The sequence below is a fragment of the Mycobacterium sp. genome, from assembly GCF_035506235.1.
Classification (GTDB): domain Bacteria; phylum Actinomycetota; class Actinomycetes; order Mycobacteriales; family Mycobacteriaceae; genus Mycobacterium.
This window is the reverse complement of sequence record NZ_DATJPU010000040.1, coordinates 1-20,289: the sequence shown is the minus strand read 5'-3', so window position 1 is coordinate 20,289 and position 20,289 is coordinate 1. Positions and strand designations below refer to the sequence as shown.

16 protein-coding genes and 1 pseudogene are annotated in these 20,289 nt (G+C 67.5%); 10 read left to right on the top strand and 7 right to left on the bottom strand.

Features of this window, described 5'->3' with window-relative positions:
- Positions 1–78 precede the first annotated feature (78 nt).
- Positions 79–1,587, top strand: a complete 1,509-nt coding sequence (locus VMD50_RS04420; protein ID WP_325425244.1) for a hypothetical protein — start codon at positions 79–81, stop codon at positions 1,585–1,587.
- Positions 1,588–1,803: 216 nt separating this feature from the next.
- Here the strand turns inward: VMD50_RS04420 and VMD50_RS04415 are convergent, their stop codons facing one another.
- The 5 genes and pseudogenes from VMD50_RS04415 to VMD50_RS04395 all read right to left on the bottom strand — a co-directional run bounded on the left by VMD50_RS04415 (position 1,804) and on the right by VMD50_RS04395 (position 7,751).
- A complete protein-coding gene (locus VMD50_RS04415) occupies positions 1,804–2,631 on the bottom strand; it encodes a phthiotriol/phenolphthiotriol dimycocerosates methyltransferase (RefSeq protein ID WP_325425242.1) in 828 nt (275 codons plus the stop codon).
- A gap of 787 nt (positions 2,632–3,418) precedes the next feature.
- Positions 3,419–3,810 (bottom strand): annotated as a pseudogene (locus VMD50_RS04410) (DUF222 domain-containing protein); the annotation flags it as partial.
- Between the two features lie 189 nt (positions 3,811–3,999).
- Complete coding sequence (locus VMD50_RS04405) at positions 4,000–5,265, bottom strand: alpha/beta hydrolase (protein WP_325425240.1); 1,266 nt, start codon at positions 5,263–5,265, stop codon at positions 4,000–4,002.
- Complete coding sequence (gene fadD12, locus VMD50_RS04400) at positions 5,265–6,929, bottom strand: acyl-CoA ligase FadD12 (protein WP_325425238.1); 1,665 nt, start codon at positions 6,927–6,929, stop codon at positions 5,265–5,267. Before fadD12 ends, VMD50_RS04405 begins: the two co-directional genes overlap by 1 nt.
- Before the next feature lie 3 nt (positions 6,930–6,932).
- A complete protein-coding gene (locus VMD50_RS04395; RefSeq protein WP_325425236.1) occupies positions 6,933–7,751 on the bottom strand; it encodes a lysophospholipid acyltransferase family protein in 819 nt (272 codons plus the stop codon).
- Positions 7,752–8,207: 456 nt separating this feature from the next.
- Between VMD50_RS04395 and VMD50_RS04390 the strand changes: the two genes are divergently transcribed.
- The 3 genes from VMD50_RS04390 to VMD50_RS04380 all read left to right on the top strand — a co-directional run bounded on the left by VMD50_RS04390 (position 8,208) and on the right by VMD50_RS04380 (position 11,399).
- Positions 8,208–8,516 (top strand): hypothetical protein, encoded by a 309-nt coding sequence (locus tag VMD50_RS04390; RefSeq protein WP_325425234.1) that lies wholly within the window; start codon positions 8,208–8,210, stop codon positions 8,514–8,516.
- A 127-nt stretch (positions 8,517–8,643) separates the two neighbouring features.
- Positions 8,644–10,371 (top strand): DUF3556 domain-containing protein, encoded by a 1,728-nt coding sequence (locus VMD50_RS04385; RefSeq protein ID WP_325425232.1) that lies wholly within the window; start codon positions 8,644–8,646, stop codon positions 10,369–10,371.
- A gap of 161 nt (positions 10,372–10,532) precedes the next feature.
- Positions 10,533–11,399: a L,D-transpeptidase gene (locus VMD50_RS04380; RefSeq protein WP_325425230.1), complete on the top strand. Its 867-nt coding sequence runs from the start codon at positions 10,533–10,535 to the stop codon at positions 11,397–11,399.
- A 131-nt stretch (positions 11,400–11,530) separates the two neighbouring features.
- Here VMD50_RS04380 and VMD50_RS04375 read toward each other — a convergent pair whose 3' ends face one another.
- Positions 11,531–12,289 (bottom strand): beta-xylosidase, encoded by a 759-nt coding sequence (locus VMD50_RS04375; RefSeq protein ID WP_325425228.1) that lies wholly within the window; start codon positions 12,287–12,289, stop codon positions 11,531–11,533.
- A gap of 471 nt (positions 12,290–12,760) precedes the next feature.
- Between VMD50_RS04375 and gap the strand changes: the two genes are divergently transcribed.
- From gap to tpiA, 3 genes are read left to right on the top strand one after another with little or no spacing between them, the layout of a single operon-like run.
- Positions 12,761–13,792, top strand: coding sequence for a type I glyceraldehyde-3-phosphate dehydrogenase (gap, locus tag VMD50_RS04370; protein ID WP_325425226.1), 1,032 nt, complete (start codon positions 12,761–12,763; stop codon positions 13,790–13,792).
- 26 nt (positions 13,793–13,818) lie between these two features.
- Positions 13,819–15,063 (top strand): phosphoglycerate kinase, encoded by a 1,245-nt coding sequence (locus tag VMD50_RS04365; protein ID WP_325425246.1) that lies wholly within the window; start codon positions 13,819–13,821, stop codon positions 15,061–15,063.
- Positions 15,060–15,845: a triose-phosphate isomerase gene (gene tpiA / locus VMD50_RS04360; RefSeq protein ID WP_325425224.1), complete on the top strand. Its 786-nt coding sequence runs from the start codon at positions 15,060–15,062 to the stop codon at positions 15,843–15,845. The genes VMD50_RS04365 and tpiA overlap by 4 nt, the downstream gene beginning before the upstream one ends.
- A gap of 22 nt (positions 15,846–15,867) precedes the next feature.
- Here tpiA and VMD50_RS04355 read toward each other — a convergent pair whose 3' ends face one another.
- Complete coding sequence (locus VMD50_RS04355) at positions 15,868–16,554, bottom strand: PAS and ANTAR domain-containing protein (protein ID WP_325425222.1); 687 nt, start codon at positions 16,552–16,554, stop codon at positions 15,868–15,870.
- A gap of 213 nt (positions 16,555–16,767) precedes the next feature.
- Between VMD50_RS04355 and secG the strand changes: the two genes are divergently transcribed.
- From secG to VMD50_RS04340, 3 genes are all read left to right on the top strand, one after another.
- Entirely contained in the window at positions 16,768–17,001 is a 234-nt protein-coding gene (gene secG / locus VMD50_RS04350) for a preprotein translocase subunit SecG (protein WP_325425220.1), read from the top strand.
- Between the two features lie 45 nt (positions 17,002–17,046).
- Positions 17,047–19,857: a phosphoenolpyruvate carboxylase gene (gene ppc / locus VMD50_RS04345; RefSeq protein ID WP_325425218.1), complete on the top strand. Its 2,811-nt coding sequence runs from the start codon at positions 17,047–17,049 to the stop codon at positions 19,855–19,857.
- 16 nt (positions 19,858–19,873) lie between these two features.
- A partial coding sequence (locus VMD50_RS04340) for a DUF1206 domain-containing protein (protein WP_325425216.1) occupies positions 19,874–20,289 on the top strand: 416 nt, incomplete at its 3' end.

Genomic DNA, 20,289 nt, shown 5'->3' with positions numbered 1-20,289 from the left:
TAAGGCGAGGGATCTCCGCGTTGAGGAGATCCCTCGTGGTCGGTCGTAGCCTCGGGTTGTTGACACCTGGAGGCGATCATGGCCGACTATGCAACCTTACTGCGGGATCACGTCACTCTCACCTGTCGTTCGGTGGACCGGATCTTCTTGCAGGCCTACGTGCCCAAGCTGCAATCGGTTGGCGGAGTGTGTCAGTTTCTGTATTGGCAGAAGGGGTTCACGATTCCCTCGTCGGCGGCGTTCGGCAAGATCGGCGACGCATACGTCGCCGAGGTGTACCGGTGGGCCAAGGCGAACGCGATCCCGGTACGCCGGTTCGCCAAGGGGGAGAACAAGGAGGAAATCGCCCGGCCGCTGATCGAGGCCGCCGAGCGCGACGGTGGCGACGGGAAGGTGGTGTTGATCGGGATCGCACAGGAGAAGACCCCGATATGGCGGTCCTGGAAGGCCAAAGGCCAAGAACACGTCGCGCATCCGCACATGGAGTGGGGCCGGCAGATGGGTTTCGTTAACCACTTTTACTTTTATCTGTGGGACCCCGAGTGGGGTGGGGCGTTTTGGAAGACCAACGCCTACGCCCCCTGGCCGGTGTGGATCTGGCTTAACGGGCACACCTGGGCACAGCGCCAATGCGACCGGCACGGCATCGGCTACACCGCCCTGGACAACGGCTTCCGCGACTGCGAGGACCCCGTAGCGTTGCAGCGGATCTGTGACCGGCTCGGGTCCGGCGCGGTGAAAAGCTTCTTCTGGCGCTGGCAGCGGCGGCTGCCCTCGCCGCTGACACGGGAGGATGTGCGCGCCGGTTACGTCTACGAGTTGGCGTTTCGCCAGTTCGAGGTCTCCGATACCCGAGTATTCGACCGGCCAGCGGCGGGGCGGTCGTTTTTCGAACAACTCATTCGCGATCACCTCGATGTGGGCCGACCGGAATCGGTCTCGCTGATCTTCGACCGGCGTATCAGTCGACGCACTCCGGGCACCTGGCGTACCAAGGTGATCACCAAGGGCGTCGATCCACAGGTCAGCTGCTACTACCGGTCCAGCCGGATCAAGCAATACTTCAAGGAGCATCGGGCGTTGCGCACCGAGACCGTCATCTGTAACACCCGTGACTTCGGCATCGGCCAGCGGGTCACCGCCGGGAACTGGAAGGCCCTACGGGCGGTTGGCGAGAACGCCAACCAGCGTCTATGTGACGCGCAAGCCGCCGATGCCCGGCCCGCTCCGGATGTGGCCACCTTCACCCAGGTGACCCGACCATCACAGATCGACGGTCAACACGCCCCCGGACTGCCGTTCGGGGATCCGCGGGTGATGGCGGTGCTGGCCACCATCATCGGCTTTACCCATCTGCTTGCCGGGTTCGACAACCCCGCTCTGGTCCGGGCCGTCACCGCCCTGCTGGGCCGGCCCTACACCAGCCGCCAAGCCACCTACGACCTGCGCCGGCTCAAACGGAAGGGGCTCATTCGTCAGGCTGCCGGGCCATCACCGCTACCAACTCACCCCGCTGGGCCGGCGCGTCGCGGTGCTGTTCACCAAGGTCTACGGGCCATGTCCTTGCACCCGGTCTGGCCGAGTTAGACCCAAGGCTCCCAACAGATCTCGCCAACCGCAGCCATCTCGCACACGCCTGGCGCCAACTCGACCGGCACCTAAATCAATTCACCGACGCAGCACTCACCGCAGCCTGAACCCAAACTTGGTCTGACTGTAAACTTCGCCCTCACCAAGCCAAGCTAGGCGGCGACCTCCGGAAAGGTGGCTTGTGGGACTAAATCGGTCGCTCCCGCGTCGCCATCAGTCCTTGACGAAGCTGTACATCCGGTACGTTATCTCGCCGGTGTGCAGAGATTGATAGCCTCCGCCACCAACCACGCCAGCAAAACCGCCTGCGTTAGCCTGCAAGAACGCCGGCACATGGCGATCGACTATGTCCTCCCACCACTGGGAGTTCTTCTCTATCCCTCGGATAACCTCGGCGTTGATCTCCCGCTGCGAAAGCATTCTCAGCGGTGCATCGGCCAGCGCCGCCTCCCATTCCGTGATGTTGTCCCAGTCGCAGCGCAGGTCGGTGTACAGGAAATGCCCTCCCGGACACAGCACACGCGCTACTTCGCTGAGGAAACGGCGGAAATAAGGGTAGCCATGCGCCGATTCGACGTTGATTACCACGTCGAAGGATTCGTCGCGGAAGGGCAAATCCTGGGCGTCGCCTTGCACAAAATCCAGGCCCGGCACATGGTGCTTCTGACGGCAAAAGGCGATGCCGGCCGCATTCAAGTCGAGCCCCGTGTAGGACGCCGGGTGCAGGGTGCGGGTCAGGTACGAGGCTCCGCCGCCGTGACCGCAACCGACCTCCAAGACCCGCTTGCCGCTGATATCCGTCTGGGTCGCCGTGCGGTGATAGAGCTGGATGGGGTACCGGTTGTGCTCGTCGGACGCCTCCAACGGCAGCGCGAGTGGTGGGTCCTCCTCGTAGCCCCAATTGAGAAAGAAAACATCGTCGCTGGCCAGCCGGCGGGTGGCGATGGGATAGACAAGCTTCTGAGTGACTTTCTTGAATAGCGGCTTAGATCCCAACTGGAGGACGAACGGTTGCGATGCCAGGCGGTCGATCAGGTTCATGGGTGGGAGTATGGCAGCTTTACTTCATGCATCTGGGTGTTTCCTCGTAAACGCTGATCGTGACCACGCGGCCGGTGGCGGTCAGGTACCGGTGCGGCCGCGTCAGGCACGACCGCATCCCCGCTCGGGGTAGCTCCGGCCACACACCGTTCTCGTCCGGTGCGGCCGACAGCCCGAAGAACCGGGCCTGCTGCTCCAGCAGGCGGCGGCAGCCCTCCCCACGCTTTCCAGTCGCATTGGAGGGCCTGCGGCATTGCGGCCGCGAGCATCCGCTCCAGCCGGAGCAGGTAGATGTCCGCTGCCTGCTGAGAGAGGGCTTCGCGGTGGGGGGCGTCGGCGGCTAGCTCCCTCTGCACGACGTTGCTCACGGCCTGTGGGGAGAGCGGGATCATCGGGTGCTTCGCGATCTGCCGGTACGACGACCCGGCCAAGAACATCCGGAGGACCAGCGCATCCCGTTCCCGGCGCCGGTCAGCCGCAGCCCTCGGCACCGTCACCGCCCCCTTCGCCAAACCCCGAGTGCCACGGTCGTTCCGCAGTTTGCTGGCGTATCACCCGAAAACTTGACAGAAACCAGCGAAAAACACGGGTTGACCAGGAAACAACTAGGAAACGCGTGTCAAGTGCGAAACTCGGGGGAGACAACAGGTCGTTTACCGAGTCGCGACGAGACGCCCCGCCGGGGTTTCGCGCCCCTACCGTCTCGACTGACCCGTGGCCCCGCTCCCGGACGTGGACCTCGGCGTTCCTCGGCGACTAACCGACCGCGCCGAGCATCACCGGCGTGCACGTGCCTAGCACCGACCAGCCCCTGGCGTTGGCCAGCCGCGGTCGCGCTCAACCGCGGTGCCAGCGGCTCACCGGTCAGCGCCCGACGTTCCGCTAAATCTTCGGCTTCATCAATGCGCCGGCCGCCCTCGGCCTTGGTGATGCGCAACCGGTCAGCCAACGCCGTGCGCAGCTTGCCACCCAACTCCTCCTCACCGGCCTGCGCGCCGAGCTGGTTGATCAACGCGTGCTGAGGGGCCCGCAGCCGAGGTGCCTCGCATTCCAGGCGCTCCAGGGCCCGCAATAGTTGCGGGGTGACGACACGTCAAAAGACAACTCGCACAAACGGTCCAGGTCCGCTTTGAGGGCGTTGAAGACCTCGACGATCTCTTCGCGACTGCTCGAACCCATGCCCAGATTTTACGAACGAGCACCGACAAGACCGCCGCATTGTGACCACTGAAGCTTCAGACACAAGGGATTACAGGGACATCGGAGGAACCGGGCAGGCGGCCCGACGGGGCGGCCACCGGGAGCCGGGATTCGATCCGCGACATACCAAAGCCGCGGTTGTAACACCCGGAATCGTTCCGAAACCCCTCAGTCGCCGTCCCGCGGATGCGTCGCGTACACCCAGGACAGGAAGCGCCCGACGGCCTCCGCGGAGCGATGCGCCCGCGGGGAACTGAAGATGTCGAAAGCGTGTTGGGCGTGCGGCAATTCGGCGTAGGCGACCGGGGACTTCGACACCGCGCGCAGTTCCTCGACGAACTCCTGCGCCTCGCCGACCGGGATGAGCGAATCGTCTCGGCCGTGCAGCACGAAAAACGGCGGCGCGTCTGCCCTTAGCTCCCGGATCGGCGAGGCGTCCAGGTAGATGTGGCGATGGGTGGCGAATTTCCTTTTGACGACGAACTTTTCGAGCAGCCCGATGAACTCGGGACGGCCCTCGCCGTGGGCGGAGAACCAGTCGTAGCGCCCGTACACCGGGACCGCGGCGGTCACCGAGGTGTCGGCCTCCTCGAAGCCCGGCTGGAATTTGGGGTCGTTGGGGGTCAGCGCCGCGAGCGCCGACAGGTGGCCGCCGGCGGAGCCGCCCGTGATCGCCACGAAGTTCGGGTCTCCCCCGAAGCGGGCGATGTTCTCCTTGACCCAGGCCAGCGCCCGCTTGACGTCGACGATGTGGTCGGGCCAGGTGTGCACGGGCGAAACCCGGTAACCGATCGACACGCACACCCAGCCGCGGGCGGCCAGGTGGCTCATCAGCGGGTAGGCCTGGGGGCGGCGCATTCCGATCACCCACGCGCCGCCCGGCACCTGCAGCAGCACCGGCGCCTTGCCGTCGCGCGGTAGGTCGCGGCGCCGCCAGATGTCGGCGAGGTTGGCGCGGCCGTGCGGGCCGTAGGACACCACGTTCGTCTTCTCGACGTAGCGCCGCCGCGCCACGGTGTTGCCCAGCGGCAGGCTGCGCCGACCGCTGCGGGTGGGCTTCGTCTGCGGCAGAGCCTCCAGCGCCTCGGTGTAGTCGTGCCCCAACTCCTCGCGCAGGCCGGCCTCCAGCACCGCGCCCGGGGTGGTGACGCCGCGGTAGCGGATCACCGCCAGGATGGCCCAGGACGCCGCCGTCATCGCGAGCGCCGCCTTTCCGCGCGGTCCGGCGAAGTCGCCGCGACGGCCCCGTCGCAGCGCGTCCACCAGCGAGGCCGAGAAGTACACGCCCGGCACCTCCGACGTCGGCCAGCCGAGCCAGAACACCAGCACGGTGCTGTACCCCTTGCGGGCCAGCGGCCGTAATCCGTTGGCCGCGTTGGCAAATTCCAGCGCGGCGCGCGCCAGCGGCCGCGGTTGCCCGACCTTGAACCGCATCAGCCGCCGACCCGTGCCTGCAGCTCGTTGCGGAGGATCTTGCCGGTGCTGCTCCGGGGCAACTCGTCGAGGAAAGTGATCTCGCGGGGCACCTTGTAGTTGGCCAGGTTGTCGCGCACGTGCTGCTTGAGCGTGTCGGTGGTGGCGCCCGCGCCCGGGGCCAGCACCACGAAGGCCGCCAGCCGCTGGCCGTACTGCTCGTCGTCCACGCCGATCACCGCGGCCTCCGCCACGTCGGGGTGCACCGCCAGCGTCTTCTCCACCTCGATCGGGTAGACGTTCTCGCCGCCGGACACGATCATCTCGTCGTCGCGGCCGACGACGAACAGGCGCCCGGCGTCGTCGAGATACCCGACGTCACCCGACGACATGAACCCGGCGTGGAGGTCCTTGGTGGTGCCAGAGGTGTAGCCCTCGAACTGGGTGTCGTTGCGCACGTAGATGGTGCCGACCTCGCCTGTGGGCAGCTCGTTGAATTCCGGGTCCAGGATGCGGATTTCGGTTCCGCCGGCCGGCCGGCCCGCGGTGTCGGGCGCCGCGCGCAGGTCCGCCGGGGTGGCGGTGGCGATCATGCCGGCCTCGGTGGCGTTGTAGTTGTTGTAGATCACGTCGCCGAACTGGTCCATGAACGCGGTGACGACGTCGGGCCGCATCCGTGAACCGGACGCCGCGGCGAACCGCAACGACTTGCAGCTGTACCGGTTTCGCACCTCGGCGGGCAGCTCCATGATGCGGTCGAACATCACCGGCACCACCGCCAGGCCCGTCGCCTTATGGCGGTCGATGAGGTCCAGGGTGGCCTCCGGGTCGAATTTGCGCCGAGTGACCACGGTGCACGCCATCGACGCGGCGAAGATCAACTGCGAGAAGCCCCAAGCGTGGAACATCGGCGCCACGATCACTATCGTCTCCTCCGCCCGCCACGGCGTGCGGTCCAGGATCGCCTTGAGCGTGCCGACCCCGGCGTTGCCGCCAGTTTGGTTGGCGCCCTTGGGCGTTCCGGTGGTGCCGGAGGTCAGCAGGATCATCCTGCCCTTGCGGCCGGTGCGCCGCGGCTGTCCCCCGCGAGCGGGAGGTGCCCCCAGGCCGGCGTGATCGGCGATGAGCCGCTCCATATTTTCAGTCGTCAGTTCGTGCCGCCCGTCGGAAGTCCAGGCCAGGATGCGGGTGGCGTCCGGCTTGTCGGCCAGCGCGCGGTCCACCGTCTCGGTGAACTCCTCGTCGTAGACGACTGCGTCGACGCCCTCGCGGTTCACCACGTCGGCCAACGCCGGCCCGGCGAACGACGTGTTGAGCAGCACGACGTCGGAGCCAATCCGGGCGGCGGCCACCACCGCCTCGACGAAGCCGCGGTGGTTGCGGCACATGACCCCGACGACCTTCGGTTGGCCCGAGGGCAGACCCTGCAGCGCCGCACCGAACGCGTTGATCCGCTCGTCGAGCTGCCGCCAGGTCAGTGTGCCGTGCTCGTCGATGAGCCCGGGACGGTCGGGGCAGCGCTGCGCCGCGCTGGCGAACCCCACCGTCATGCCCATGCCCTCGCGGCGCATGGCCGCGGCGATCTTCAGGTAGCGGTCGGGCCGCATCGGTGCGATCATCCCGGCGCGCCTCAGCGTCCCTAAGACACCTAAGACCCCGAGGGCTTGGTTGATGGGTGATGCCATGGCTCAGCCCAGGATCGGGAAACGTCGCTTGGCGGCGAGCTCGTTGAGGGCCTGCTGCATCGCCGACCGCACGTGCTCGTCGACCTCGTCGATATCCGGGTCGTCGCCGAACTGCGCGGCGATGTCAATGGGTTCCAGCACCCGCGTCACGATCTTGGTGGGCAGCGGCACATTGGGCGGGACGACGGCGCTGAGCCCGAACGGGAAGCCGAACGACAACGGCAGAATTGCGCTGCGCAGCAAGCGCTTTATGCCCAGCCGCTCGGCCAGCCAGGTGCCGCGGGTCAGGTAGAGCTGGGTCTCCTGCCCGCCGATGGACACGGCGGGGACGATGGGCACGCCGGCCTCGATCGCCGTGCTGACGTATCCCTTGCGGCCATTGAAGTCGATGACGTTCTCCGAGAGCGTGGGCCGGTACGCATCGTAATCGCCCCCGGGAAAGACGACCACCACGCCGCCGGACCGCAGGGCCTTGGCCGCGTTCTCGCGGTTGGCCCGGATGTAACCGGTGCGTCTGAGGAGCGACGCCGTGGGGCCGGTCATGAGGATGTCGTGGCTCAGCGTGTAGACCGGGCGGTCGTAGCCGAATTTTTCGTAGAAGTCGACGCTGAAGATCGGGACGTCCATGGGGAACATGCCGCCGGAGTGGTTGCCGACCACCAGCGCCCCGCCCGGCGGGAATGAATTCAAACCGTGCACCTCGGACCGGAAGTACGTCTTGAGGAACGGGCGCATCACACTCATCACGCGCTGGGTCAGACCGGGGTCGAACTTGTCGATGTCCTCGATGTCCTCGATGTCTGGGTTGTCGCTGTCGGTCACGTGTCTCCTTGTGGCTGCGGCGGTGCAGCATCGCCGCGTCGAGTCCCTCGATGGTAGCGACCGGGGCCCGGGCCAATGGCGCGATGTTTTGCCCCATTTAGTACCCAAGGTGGGTTTGAGCCAACCTACGACGGAGGTATCCATTGCCCGGGCCGCTGGCGTCGGTCGGATCGGGGAGGCCAATTCACGATGGGGTCTTTGGGAAACGTTCGTTTTCTGGCCTGTAATGCCGCCCACGCCTGTGGCGCCGGTGGGACCGGGCAGTTATCGTTACGTCTCGCCGAACACCCAAACTGCAGTTGGAAGGGCCGAAATGGACGTCGCCGGTTGTCCGACGAGCGCGGCACCCGCTCGGCAACCGGGCACGGTCCGAGCGGTGTTCGGGACCGACGCGGGCGCAGACCCCGCAGCGGCGTCGTCCGCCCCCGCCCAGTCAATGTCCGTCAAGGAGGGGCCATGCCTTCGGTGACCATGAACCGACCCGCCCGCGATGTCACGCCCTCCGCTGCGGCGGTCGAGACAGCGGACCACCGCCAGGCCGACTACTTCCGCCGGTTACTCGCCCAGAGCCGTCGCCATATCGAACACCGGCTCGGTGAGTACCACAAGGCGATCGTGACCGCGGAAGCCGCGGGCGACGCGGAGGGCGCCGGCAGCCTTCGGCGCATGGCGCGCGTCGAAGAGCAGGAACGCAAGACCCTCGAGGGCCTGATGGAAAACTTGCAGCGGCGATTCCCGCATCGGACGCGGCCCGCGGCCCGTTAGGACGCCGCCCCGCACCCCAATCAGGCTGCGCCTCAGCAATTCTCGTCGAGCCGTATCGTTGCGTCCCTGGCTGCGGATAGATTGTATTCGCCAGCTGGTTTCACCTGCGACGGGAATGAGGCCGCCCATGGGATTCATGTCACCGGAGCTTCCGGACGTCGACCCCCAAACCTGGCGGACGTTGCCGCGGGCAACGCGACTGCAGGTGGTGACCCGGCACTGGGCGGAACACGGCTTCGGCACCCCGTATGCGGTGTACCTGTTGTACCTGCTCAAGATCGCCTTGTACGTCGCGGTCCCGGCCGCGATCATCTCGCTGACCCCCGGCCTGGGCGGGCTGGGCCGGATCGGCGACTGGTGGACGCAGCCGATCGTGTACCAGAAGTTCATCGTGTTCACGCTGCTGTTCGAGGTCCTCGGTTTCGGCTGCGGGTCGGGCCCGCTGACGGGGCGGTTCATGCCGCCGATCGGCGGGTTCCTGTATTGGTTGCGTCCCAACACTGTTCGGCTGCCCCCCTGGCCGGGCAAGGTCCCGTTCACCGCCGGTGACACCCGCACCGCCGTCGACGTCGCCCTGTATGCCGTCGTGCTGATCGGCGGGGTGTGGGCGCTGGTCTCGCCCGGCCCCCTGATCGACCCGGTCACCGTCCTGCCGACGATCGTCGCGCTAGCGGTGCTGGGTCTGCGCGACAAGACCATCTTCCTGGCCGCCCGCGGCGAACACTATTGGCTCAAGCTGATCGTGTTCTTCTTCCCGTTCGCCGATCAGATCGCGGCCTTCAAGATCATCATGCTCGGCTTATGGTGGGGCGCGGCGACTTCCAAGCTCAACCACCATTTCCCATACGTTGTGTCGGTGATGACGAGCAACAACGCGCTGCTGCGCAGCCGGCTGTTCAACCCGCTCAAGCACGCCCTCTACCTTGACGCGGTCAACGACCTGCGACCCTCGTGGCTGCCCAAAATCATGGCCCACGTCGGCGGGACGACGGCGGAATTCCTGGTGCCGGGGATCCTGGTGTTCATCGCCGACGGGCACCCGTGGCGGTGGTTGCTCATCGCGTTCATGGTGATCTTCCACCTCAACATCCTGTCCAACCTCCCGATGGGAGTCCCGTTGGAGTGGAACGTGTTCTTCATCTTCTCGCTGTTCTATTTGTTCGGTCACTACGGCGGGATCCACGCCGTGGACCTGTCCTCGCCGCTGCTGCTGGCCATCCTGATCGTCGCGCTTGCCGTGGTGCCGATCGCGGGAAACCTGTTCCCGGAGAAGATCTCGTTCCTCCCGGCGATGCGCTACTACGCGGGCAACTGGGCCACCAGCGTGTGGTGCTTCCGCGCGGGCGCCGAGGACAGGATCGAGGCGAATATCGTGAAAAGCTCTGCGCTGGTGGTGAATCAGCTGGCCAGGCTGTACGACGCGGACACGGCCGAGATCATGAGCGACAAGACGGCCGCATTCCGCGCCATGCACACCCACGGCCGCGCGCTCAACGGCCTGCTGCCGCGCGCGATCGAGAGCGAGGCCGACTACAACATCCGCGAGGGGGAGATCGTCGCCGGGCCCCTGGTCGGTTGGAACTTCGGCGAGGGCCACCTGCACAACGAGCAGCTGCTCGAGGCGCTGCAACGGCGCTGCCACTTCGCCGACGGCGACGTCCGCGTCATCGTGCTCGAGGGCCAACCGATCCACATCCAAAAGCAGTGGTACCGCATCCTCGACGCCAAGACCGGGGTGATCGAGGCGGGCTACGTCGAGGTCGCGGACATGCTGACCCGCCAGCCGTGGCCCGAGCCCGGTGACGAGTTTCCCGTCCACGTCACCACGCAACGCGCCACCCCCGGAAGGTTATGACGGTCGATGGCTAAGGCGGTCGTCGTCGGCGCCCGGTTCCCTCGCTGTGGCCAAACCGTGACAGAGACTTGACCGATTGCGCACGCGCCCTTGCGTTTCCACTCGTCATGGCGCCCCTACCATCACTATTGCAACGCTGTCAGTTAAAGGGAATTGGAGCCATGCGGGCGGTTGTTCGGTGTGTTGTTGCCGCCATCGGGATCGCTGCGAGTGTGGTTGCGGCGCCGGTCGACGTGCGACTCGCCGCGGCGAGCCGGCCGTACGGGTTCGCCATCGCGTCGGTGCTGCCCGCGCCGGGCGCGGTGGTGGGTGTGGCGCACCCCGTGGTGGTGACCTTTCGCGCGCCGGTCGCCAATCGGCAGGCGGCCGAGCGTGCTATCGGGGTCAAATCGGCGCCGCCGATGACGGGCAAGTTCGAATGGCTCGACAACGAGGTGGTGCGGTGGGTTCCCGACCGGTACTGGCCGGCGCACAGCACGGTGGCGCTCTCGGTGGGCGGTCTGGCCACGAACTTTGAAACGGGCCCCGCCGTTGTCGGTGTTGCCAATACCACGGATCACACGTTCAAGGTGAGCATCGACGGGGTCGAGTCGGGGCCGCCGCCATCGCTACCGGCGCCGCATCACCGGCCCCACTGGGGCGAAGAGGGCGTGCTGCCGGCCTCGATGGGCAGGCCGGAGTACCCGACGCCGGTCGGCTCCTACACCGTGCTGTCCAAGGACCGCACGGTGATCATGGACTCCAGCAGCGTCGGCATCCCGGTCGACGCCCCCGACGGTTACCGGATTCCGGTGGACTACGCCGTCCGTTTCACCAGTCGCGGACTCTTCGTCCATTCGGCCCCTTGGGCGGTCAATGCGATGGGGCTCGAGAACGTCAGCCACGGCTGCATCAGCCTGAGCCCCGAGGACGCGGAGTGGTACTACAACACGGTCCACGTCGGCGACCCGGTGATCGTGGAGGACTCGCAACAACGGGGTCCGCAGCAGCCACAGCCGCCGCTGCTGTGGGAGGCCCCGCCCAGCTGACGGGCGAATCCGCCCGTCCCCGTGGCCTTTTCACGCCCGGCGCGCCGCCGTAAGGCGCACTGGGACCCACGACGGAACGGACCCGCTGGGCTCAGCCCAGCGGGTCCGCGTAAACCGGGAGAGGATCCGCCTCAGTGCGCGCCTGACGGGCCGGGCGCGATCGGCTGACCGGACACGGGGCCGCCGGCCGGCGGGGCGTCGACCGGATCACCCTTGCCGGTCCCGGCCATGTCGATGATCGGAGCACCCACGGGCGCGCCGTCCGCGGCACCGCCCGCCAGCGTGATCAGCGGAGCACCCACCGGCAGCACCGGCACCGGTGCGCCCACGGGGATCGGTGCGCCCACGGGGATCGGGGCGCCCACGGGCACCGGTGCGCCCACGGGGATCGGGGCGCCCACGGGGACCGGCGCGCCAGCCGGCACCGGCGGCCCCAGGGCGATCAGGGGAACCCCGGCCGGCACCACCGGAACCGGCCCGGGAGCCGCCAGTGGGACGCCCGCCATGTCGGTCAGCGGAGCGCTGGCCGTGCATACGTCGCCGACCGCGACCGGTCCGCCCGCTTCGGGCCCGCCGGCCGCTCCCGGCCCGCCGGCCGCTTCTGGTCCGCCCGCCGATGCCAGGACGCCGGCGCCCGCCGGTCCGCCGGTCGCGGAGCTGGTGGCGCACCGGCACGACGCCGCTGCCGCTCCGCCCGCCGCTGCCGCTCCGCCGGCGCCTGCCGCTCCGCCGGCCGCCGGGGCCGCGGCCTCGCCCGACATCCCTTGCACGCACGCATAGCCGCCGGTTTTCAGCGGGGCGGCCGCCGCATCGGGGCTCAACGCTATAGCGGCCCCGCACAACCCAGCGATGGCAACTACTTTGATGTTGCGCCCATCAAAGACCGTCATCAACGTCGACTCCTTCAGCACTTCGTATCTCCCAATGGCGCTAGAACCGCATAGCCGTACCGCAGTCGTGTCGAATGTATGGCTGGTTATTGCTATTGCACACGCGACGATTCCGGCGCTTATAGAACCGATACAAAGGAGACATGCTCCGGTTACCGCGTGGATTCGGCCCCCGGTCAGAAGCGCCGTTTCGGGCCATTGCGCCCGCGGCGGGCGCGCTCGGCAGCCGGTGCCGGGGTTTGAACCGATCGCCGGGTCATGGCGGCGGGAATGGTGGCTACTTGCTGCAGATCCGCGCAGTGGCGGCGAGCGATCCTGCGACCGGGCGCCGGCGGCCCCACCCGGGTTTTCGCGGCGGCAGAAGTTCGCTCTCTTACCGGCGCGCGACGGTGGTTCCTGCTGATCTAGGCTGACGACGAGCGCTCAACAGCGTCCGCGCAACAGCGGACATAGAAAGACAGGGAGAGACAAGTGACTGTCCGAGTAGGCATCAACGGCTTCGGTCGAATCGGACGCAACTTCTACCGGGCCCTGCTGGCTCAGCAGGAACAGGGCTTGGGCGGTTCCGGGGCCGACATCGAGGTGGTGGCCGTCAACGACATCACCGACAACGCCACGCTGGCGCACCTGCTCAAATTCGACTCGATCCTGGGCCGGCTGCCCTACGACGTCACGCTGGAAGGCGAGGACACCATCGTCGTCGGCACCGCGAAGATCAAGTCACTCGAGGTGCGGGAGGGCCCGGCGGCGATGCCGTGGAGCGACCTCGGCGTCGACGTCGTGGTGGAGTCCACGGGCCTGTTCACCAACGCGGCCAAGGCCAAGGGCCACCTGGAGGCCGGGGCCAGGAAGGTGATCATCTCCGCGCCGGCCACCGATCCCGACATCACCGTCGTGCTGGGGGTCAACGACGACAAATACGACGGCAGCCAGAACATCATCTCCAACGCCTCGTGCACGACGAATTGCCTGGCGCCGGTGACCAAGGTGCTGCATGACGAGTTCGGCATCGTCAGGGCGCTGATGACCACCGTCCACGCCTACACCCAGGACCAGAACCTGCAGGACGGGCCGCACAAGGACCTGCGCCGCGCGCGTGCCGCGGCGCTGAACATCGTGCCGACCTCCACCGGCGCCGCCAAGGCGATCGGGCTGGTGATGCCCGAACTCAAGGGCAAGCTCGACGGCTACGCGCTGCGGGTGCCGATTCCCACCGGCTCGGTCACCGACCTGACCGCCGACCTGTCGAAATCCGCGAGCGCCGAGGACATCAACGCCGCGTTCAAGGCCGCCGCCGAGGGCCGGCTCAAGGGCATCCTGAAGTACTACGACGCACCGATCGTGTCCACTGACATCGTCACCGACTCGCACAGCTCGATCTTCGACTCCGGGCTGACCAAGGTCATCGACAATCAGGCCAAGGTGGTGTCGTGGTACGACAACGAATGGGGCTACTCCAACCGCCTCATCGACCTGGTCGCGCTGGTCGGCAAGTCGCTCTAACCGTGGCCTCGTCTTCCGCGCCCGTCCTGCCGACCCTGGAAGACCTTCTCGCCGAGGGGGTTTCGGGTCGTGGCGTACTGGTGCGCTCCGACCTGAACGTCCCACTCGACGAGAACGGCGCCATCGCCGACGCCGGCCGCATCACCGCGTCCGTGCCGACGTTGCAGGCGCTGCTGGCGGCCGGCGCCAAGGTCGTCGTCACCGCGCACCTCGGTCGTCCGAAAAACGGGGCCGACCCGAAATTCTCCCTGGCGCCAGTCGCCGCGGCGCTCGGCGACCAGCTCGGCCGGCACGTCCAGCTGGCCGGCGTCGATCGTTCCCGAGTCGTCGGCGGCGACGCGCTGGCCCGAGCCGAGGGACTGACCGACGGCGACATCCTGCTGCTGGAGAACGTCCGCTTCGACCCGCGCGAAACCAGCAAGGACGACGGGGAGCGACTGGCGTTGGCCCGGCAACTGGCCGAATTGGTCTCTCCCGGAGGCGCTTTCGTCTCCGACGGATTCGGCGTGGTGCACCGCAAGCAGGCCTCCGTGTACGACGTCGCCACCTTGCTGCCGCACTACGCCGGCACGCTGGTGGCCGAGGAGATCCGGGTGCTGGAGCAGTTGACCAACTCGACCAGGCGCCCCTACGCCGTGGTGCTCGGCGGGTCGAAGGTGTCCGACAAGCTCGGCGTGATCGAGTCGCTGGCGACCAAGGCCGACAGTGTCGTGATCGGCGGCGGCATGTGCTTCACTTTCCTTGCCGCGCAGGGTCTTTCGGTGGGCACGTCACTGCTCGAGAACGAGATGGTCGACACCTGCCGCAGGTTGTGCGAGACCCACGGCGACGTGCTGCACCTCCCGGTGGACATCGTCGTGGCCGACAAGTTCGCCGCCGATTCGCCGCCGATGACCGTCGCGGCGGACCGGATTCCGGAAGGCAGGATGGGCCTGGATATCGGACCGGAATCGGTCAGGCGGTTCGCCGCGTTGCTGTCCAACGCCAAGACCATCTTCTGGAACGGCCCGATGGGCGTGTTCGAGTTCCCGGCGTTTGCCGCCGGGACAAAAGGCATCGCCGAGGCGATCGCCAAAGCGACGGGCAAGGGCGCGTTCAGCGTGGTGGGAGGCGGGGATTCCGCGGCCGCGGTGCGCGAGCTCGGCATCCCCGAAGGTGACTTCTCGCACATCTCCACCGGCGGGGGAGCATCGCTGGAGTACTTGGAGGGCAAGACGCTACCGGGCATCGAGGTGCTGGGCCGGCCCCAGCCGGGCAGAGGAGACTCGTGAGCCGCAAGCCACTGATCGCCGGCAACTGGAAGATGAACCTCAATCACTTCGAGGCGATCGCGCTGGTGCAAAAGGTCGCGTTTGCGCTGCCGGACAAGTACTACGACAAGGTCGACGTCACGGTGCTCCCGCCGTTCACCGACCTGCGCAGCGTCCAAACCCTGGTGGACGGCGACAAGCTGCGGCTGACCTACGGGGCCCAGGACCTGTCGCCGCACGACTCGGGCCCCTACACCGGTGACATCAGCGGCGCCTTCCTGGCCAAGCTCGGCTGCAGCTTCGTCGTGGTCGGGCACTCCGAGCGGCGCACCTACCACCACGAGGACGACGCGCTGGTGGCCGCCAAGGCCGCCGCCGCGCTCAAGCACGAGCTCACCCCGATCGTGTGCATTGGCGAACATCTCGACGTGCGGGAGGCCGGCGATCACGTGCCGCACTGCGAGGAGCAGCTGCGTGGCTCGCTGGCGGGCCTGTCGGGTGAGCAGATCGGCAAGGTCGTCGTTGCCTACGAGCCGGTCTGGGCGATCGGAACCGGGCGGGTGGCCAGCGCGTCCGATGCTCAGGAGGTGTGCGCGGCGATCCGCAAGGAGTTGGCCTCACTCGCTTCCTCTGGTGTCGCCGACGCCGTGCGGGTGCTCTACGGCGGCTCGGTGAACGCCAAGAACATCGGCGACATCGTCGCCCAGAACGACATCGACGGGGCCCTGGTCGGCGGCGCGTCGCTGGACGGTGAGCAGTTCGCGACGCTGGCGGCGATCGCCGCCGGTGGGCCGCTACCCTGACTCCGGCGAACAGCGGCGCGCCTCAGCGGTCGTGCGAGCCGATCCGAAGATGGGCAGTGAGGACAATGTTGTCGTAGGCGGATCGCAGGGGGTGGGCATCCCTGCGCGAAAGTGCGAGGAATTCGATGGCGATTTGTCGCGCCAGCGGTCGCAGCTTGACGTTGTGGCCCTGGGATCGCCATCTCAGCAAATCGAACGCCGTCGTTTCGTCCACCCCATAGATCACCATCAGCATGCCTTTGGCCTGCTCGATGACGGCGCGGTTCTTGCTGAACTTCGCAACTTCAGCGGTCAGGGCGTCCTGTTGCTCGTGGCCGGAGGGCGTCACGTCGATGTAAAAACCTTCTGTGCCAACGACGTTGCCTGCTGCGTCGACGAGCTGGTTGGCGACCACGACAACCGGGCGGATGTTGCCCTGCACGTCGATGATGCGGTGCCGCGTGCTGAAGGCCCCGTGGTTGCGCCGGATGTCATCGAGGGTCGCCGCGATGTGGTTGCGGTCGTCGGGATGCTTGTGCGCAAGCACCAGCTCAGTCGTCGGCGTCACCGTACCGGGTTCGTAGCCGTGCAATCGTGCTACCTGGTCGCACCACTCCCAGCGCTCGCCTTCGAAATAGAAGCGGAATGTCCCCATCCGCTGTGGTGAACCGCCCGCCAACGCCTGAGCAATTGCGTCGTCGGGGTTGACAGTGCTGAAATCGGTGACCATTGCCACGTCCGGGTGTCAGGCACGTAGCAAAGGTGCGTAAAGGGAACAGCGGCTATTGCGAGAACCCGCTGGAATATCGGCGCTGCACTTCTCGGCCGACCATCTAGTTACTGACCCTTGCATTCGAGCCGGGGAATAGCAAGAGGGTGGCGCCGCGCGCGCAACCGAGCGCTGATTGCGGCCGGCTGACGCCGACCCGGTAAGCTGCCTGTCATGCAATTGGCCCTGCAGATCACCCTGGTCGTCACCAGCATCCTGGTGGTGCTGCTGGTGCTGCTGCACCGCGCCAAGGGTGGCGGCCTGTCGACGCTGTTCGGCGGCGGCGTGCAGTCGAGCCTGTCCGGGTCGACGGTGGTGGAGAAGAACCTCGACCGGCTGACGGTGTTCATCGTGGGCATCTGGCTGGTGTGCATCATCGGCATGGAGCTGCTGATCAAGTACCGCTGACCACTCGACGGGCGGAGCGTGCGATCCGCCTCGATACTGGGACGCATGGCTGAGGCTCCCGACACCGCGCTGGAACCGATCGGCGCCGTCCAGCGCACGCGGGTCGGTCGGGACGCGACCGAGCCGATGCGCGCCGACATCCGGCTGCTGGGCACCATCCTCGGCGACACCGTGCGCGAGCAGAACGGTCACGAGGTGTTCGACCTCGTGGAACGCGCGCGGGTGGCATCGTTCCGGGTGCGGCGCTCCGAGATCGACCGGGCCGAGATGTCGCGGATGTTCGACGGCATCGACATCCACCTGGCGCTCCCGATCATCCGGGCGTTCAGCCATTTCGCGCTGCTGGCCAACGTGGCCGAGGACATCCACCGGGAGCGCCGGCGGGAGATTCACGTCGCCGCCGGCGAGCCCCCGCAGGACAGCAGCCTGGCCGCGACGTACGCGAAACTCGATCTGGCCCAGCTGGATTCGCGCACGGTGGCCGACGCGCTCAGGGGCGCCCTGGTGGCGCCGGTGATCACCGCCCATCCCACCGAGACCCGTCGGCGCACCGTGTTCGTCACCCAGCACCGCATCACCGAGTTGATGCGGCTGCACGCCGCCGGGCGCACCGAGACCGACCACGGCCGCGACATCGAGCTCGAGTTGCGCCGGCAGGTCCTCAGGCTGTGGCAGACCGCGCTGATCCGGTTGTCGCGGCTGCAGATCACCGACGAGATCGAGGTCGGCCTGCGGTATTACCCGGCCGCGCTGTTCACCGTGATCCCGCAGGTCAATGCCGAGGTGCGGTACGCGTTGCGGGCCCGCTGGCCCGACGCGGACCTGCTGTCGGCGCCCATCCTGCAACCCGGCTCGTGGATCGGCGGTGACCGCGACGGGAACCCCAACGTGACCGCCGACGTCGTGCGGCGGGCGACCGGCAGCGCCGCGTTCACCGCGCTGGCGCATTACCTGGCCGAGCTGACTCACCTCGAGCAGCAGCTGTCGATGTCGGCGCGGCTGATCACGGTCACCGCCGAGTTGACCGCGCTGGCCGAGGGCTGTGAGAAGAAGGCTCGCGCCGACGAGCCCTACCGCCGGGCGCTGCGGGTGATCCGGGGCCGGCTCACCGCGACGGCCGCCGAGATCCTGGACCGCCGGCCGCAGCACGAACTCGACCTGGGCTTGCAGGCGTATTCCGCGCCGGGCGAACTGCGGGCCGATCTCGACGTGATCGACGCCTCGCTGCGTGGGCACGGCTCCGGACTGCTGGCCGACGATCGGCTGGCCCGGTTGCGAGAAAGCGTGCACGTCTTCGGGTTTCACCTTTCGGGCCTGGACATGCGGCAGAACTCCGACGTGCACGAAGAGGTGGTCGGCGAGCTGCTGGCTTGGGCCGGGGTGCATCCGGACTACCGCTCGCTGGGAGAAGACGACCGTGTCGAGCTGCTGGCCGGGGAGCTCGCCACCCGCCGCCCGCTGGTCGGCGACCGTGCCCCCCAATTGTCCGACCTGGCCCGCCGCGAGCTGGGCGTCATCGCGGCGGGCGCCCGCGCGATCGAGCTCTACGGCCCGGCGGTGGTGCCCAACTACGTCATCTCGATGTGCCAGTCGGTGTCGGACGTCCTGGAGGCCGCGATCCTGCTCAAGGAGGTCGGCCTGCTCGACGTCTCCGAGACCGAAACCTATTGCCCCGTAGGCATTTCGCCGCTCTTCGAGACGATCGATGACCTGCACAACGGGGCGTCGATCCTGCAGGCGATGCTGGACCTTCCGCTGTACCGGTCGCTGATCGATGCCCGCGGCGGATGCCAGGAAGTCATGCTCGGCTACTCGGACTCCAACAAGGACGGCGGCTACCTGGCCGCCAACTGGGCCGTCTACCGGGCCGAGCTGACCCTCGTCGAGGTGGCGAGCAAAACCGGTGTTCGGTTGCGGCTCTTCCACGGTCGCGGCGGCACGGTCGGGCGCGGCGGCGGGCCCAGCTACCAGGCGATCCTGGCGCAACCGCCCGGCGCGGTGAACGGCTCGCTGCGCCTCACCGAGCAGGGTGAGGTGATCGCCGCCAAGTACGCCGAGCCGCAACTGGCCCGGCGCAACCTGGAGAGCCTGCTGGCGGCCACGCTGGAGTCGACGCTGCTGGATGTGGAGGGCCTGGGCGACGCCGCGGAACCGGCCTACGCGGTGCTCGACGAGGTGGCGGCCCTGGCGCACCGGGCCTACGCCGAATTGGTGCACGACACACCGGGTTTCGTCGACTACTTCAAGGCCTCCACTCCGGTCAGCGAGATCGGGTCGCTGAACATCGGCAGCAGGCCGGCCTCGCGCAAGCCCACCGAATCCATTTCAGACCTGCGCGCCATCCCGTGGGTGCTGGCCTGGACGCAGTCGCGGGTGATGCTGCCGGGCTGGTACGGCACCGGTTCGGCGTTCGAGGAGTGGATCGCGGCCGGCCCGGAGAGCGAAAGCGAGCGGGTGAAGATCCTGCACGAGCTGTACCAGCGGTGGCCGTTCTTCCGCAGCGTGCTGTCGAACATGGCGCAGGTGCTCGCCAAGAGCGACCTGGGACTGGCGGCCCACTACTCCGAACTGGTCGCCGACGAGTCGTTGCGGCGCCGGGTGTTCGACAAGATCGTCGACGAGCACCGGCGCACCATCGCCATGCACAAGCTCATCACCGGTCACGACGACCTGCTCGCCGACAACCCGGCGCTGGCCCGGTCGGTGTTCAACCGCTTTCCGTACCTGGAGCCGCTGAACCACCTGCAGGTCGAGTTGCTGCGCCGCTATCGTTCGGGCGACGACGACGAATTGGTGCAGCGCGGCATCCTGCTGACGATGAACGGGTTGGCGAGCGCGTTACGCAACAGCGGCTGAGGGGCATTCCCAGTCCATGGACCCGGCACAGGTGGCGCAGAACACCGTCTTCGAACGACTCGCCCGCGCCGGGTATGTCGTCAACGGGCTGCTGCACCTGATCGTCGGCTATCTTGCCTTCCGACTCGCTTTCGGCGAGGGCGGCACCGCCGATCAGACCGGCGCCCTGGCGACGTTGGCAGCCAAACCGGGCGGACCGGTCGCGCTCTGGGTCGCCACGGCCGCGCTGCTGATGATGGGCCTCTGGCGGCTCGTCGAAACGGCCCTCGGTCGATCGTTCGACCGCAAGCCGGAGGGCTCGCCGCCGGGAGCGTGGGACCGGGCGAAGGCCTTCGGGCTGGCGGCGGTCTACCTCGCATTCGCGTACTCGGCGTTCGGCTTCGCCCGGGGCGCCGGGAGGCAGGCCGATCAACAGAATTCGACCATCAGCGC

Bases quoted from the DNA above. Each gene is read 5' to 3' on its own strand.
- VMD50_RS04385 (WP_325425232.1), top strand. From the start codon at position 8,644: ATGGGATTCATGTCACCGGAGCTTCCGGACGTCGACCCCCAAACCTGG.
- VMD50_RS04375 (WP_325425228.1), bottom strand. From the start codon at position 12,289: ATGACGGTCTTTGATGGGCGCAACATCAAAGTAGTTGCCATCGCTGGG.
- secG (WP_325425220.1), top strand. From the start codon at position 16,768: ATGCAATTGGCCCTGCAGATCACCCTGGTCGTCACCAGCATCCTGGTG.
- VMD50_RS04380 (WP_325425230.1), top strand. From the start codon at position 10,533: ATGCGGGCGGTTGTTCGGTGTGTTGTTGCCGCCATCGGGATCGCTGCG.
- fadD12 (WP_325425238.1), bottom strand. From the start codon at position 6,929: ATGGCATCACCCATCAACCAAGCCCTCGGGGTCTTAGGTGTCTTAGGG.
- VMD50_RS04405 (WP_325425240.1), bottom strand. From the start codon at position 5,265: ATGCGGTTCAAGGTCGGGCAACCGCGGCCGCTGGCGCGCGCCGCGCTG.
- VMD50_RS04390 (WP_325425234.1), top strand. From the start codon at position 8,208: ATGCCTTCGGTGACCATGAACCGACCCGCCCGCGATGTCACGCCCTCC.
- VMD50_RS04420 (WP_325425244.1), top strand. From the start codon at position 79: ATGGCCGACTATGCAACCTTACTGCGGGATCACGTCACTCTCACCTGT.
- VMD50_RS04355 (WP_325425222.1), bottom strand. From the start codon at position 16,554: ATGGTCACCGATTTCAGCACTGTCAACCCCGACGACGCAATTGCTCAG.
- VMD50_RS04415 (WP_325425242.1), bottom strand. From the start codon at position 2,631: ATGAACCTGATCGACCGCCTGGCATCGCAACCGTTCGTCCTCCAGTTG.
- ppc (WP_325425218.1), top strand. From the start codon at position 17,047: ATGGCTGAGGCTCCCGACACCGCGCTGGAACCGATCGGCGCCGTCCAG.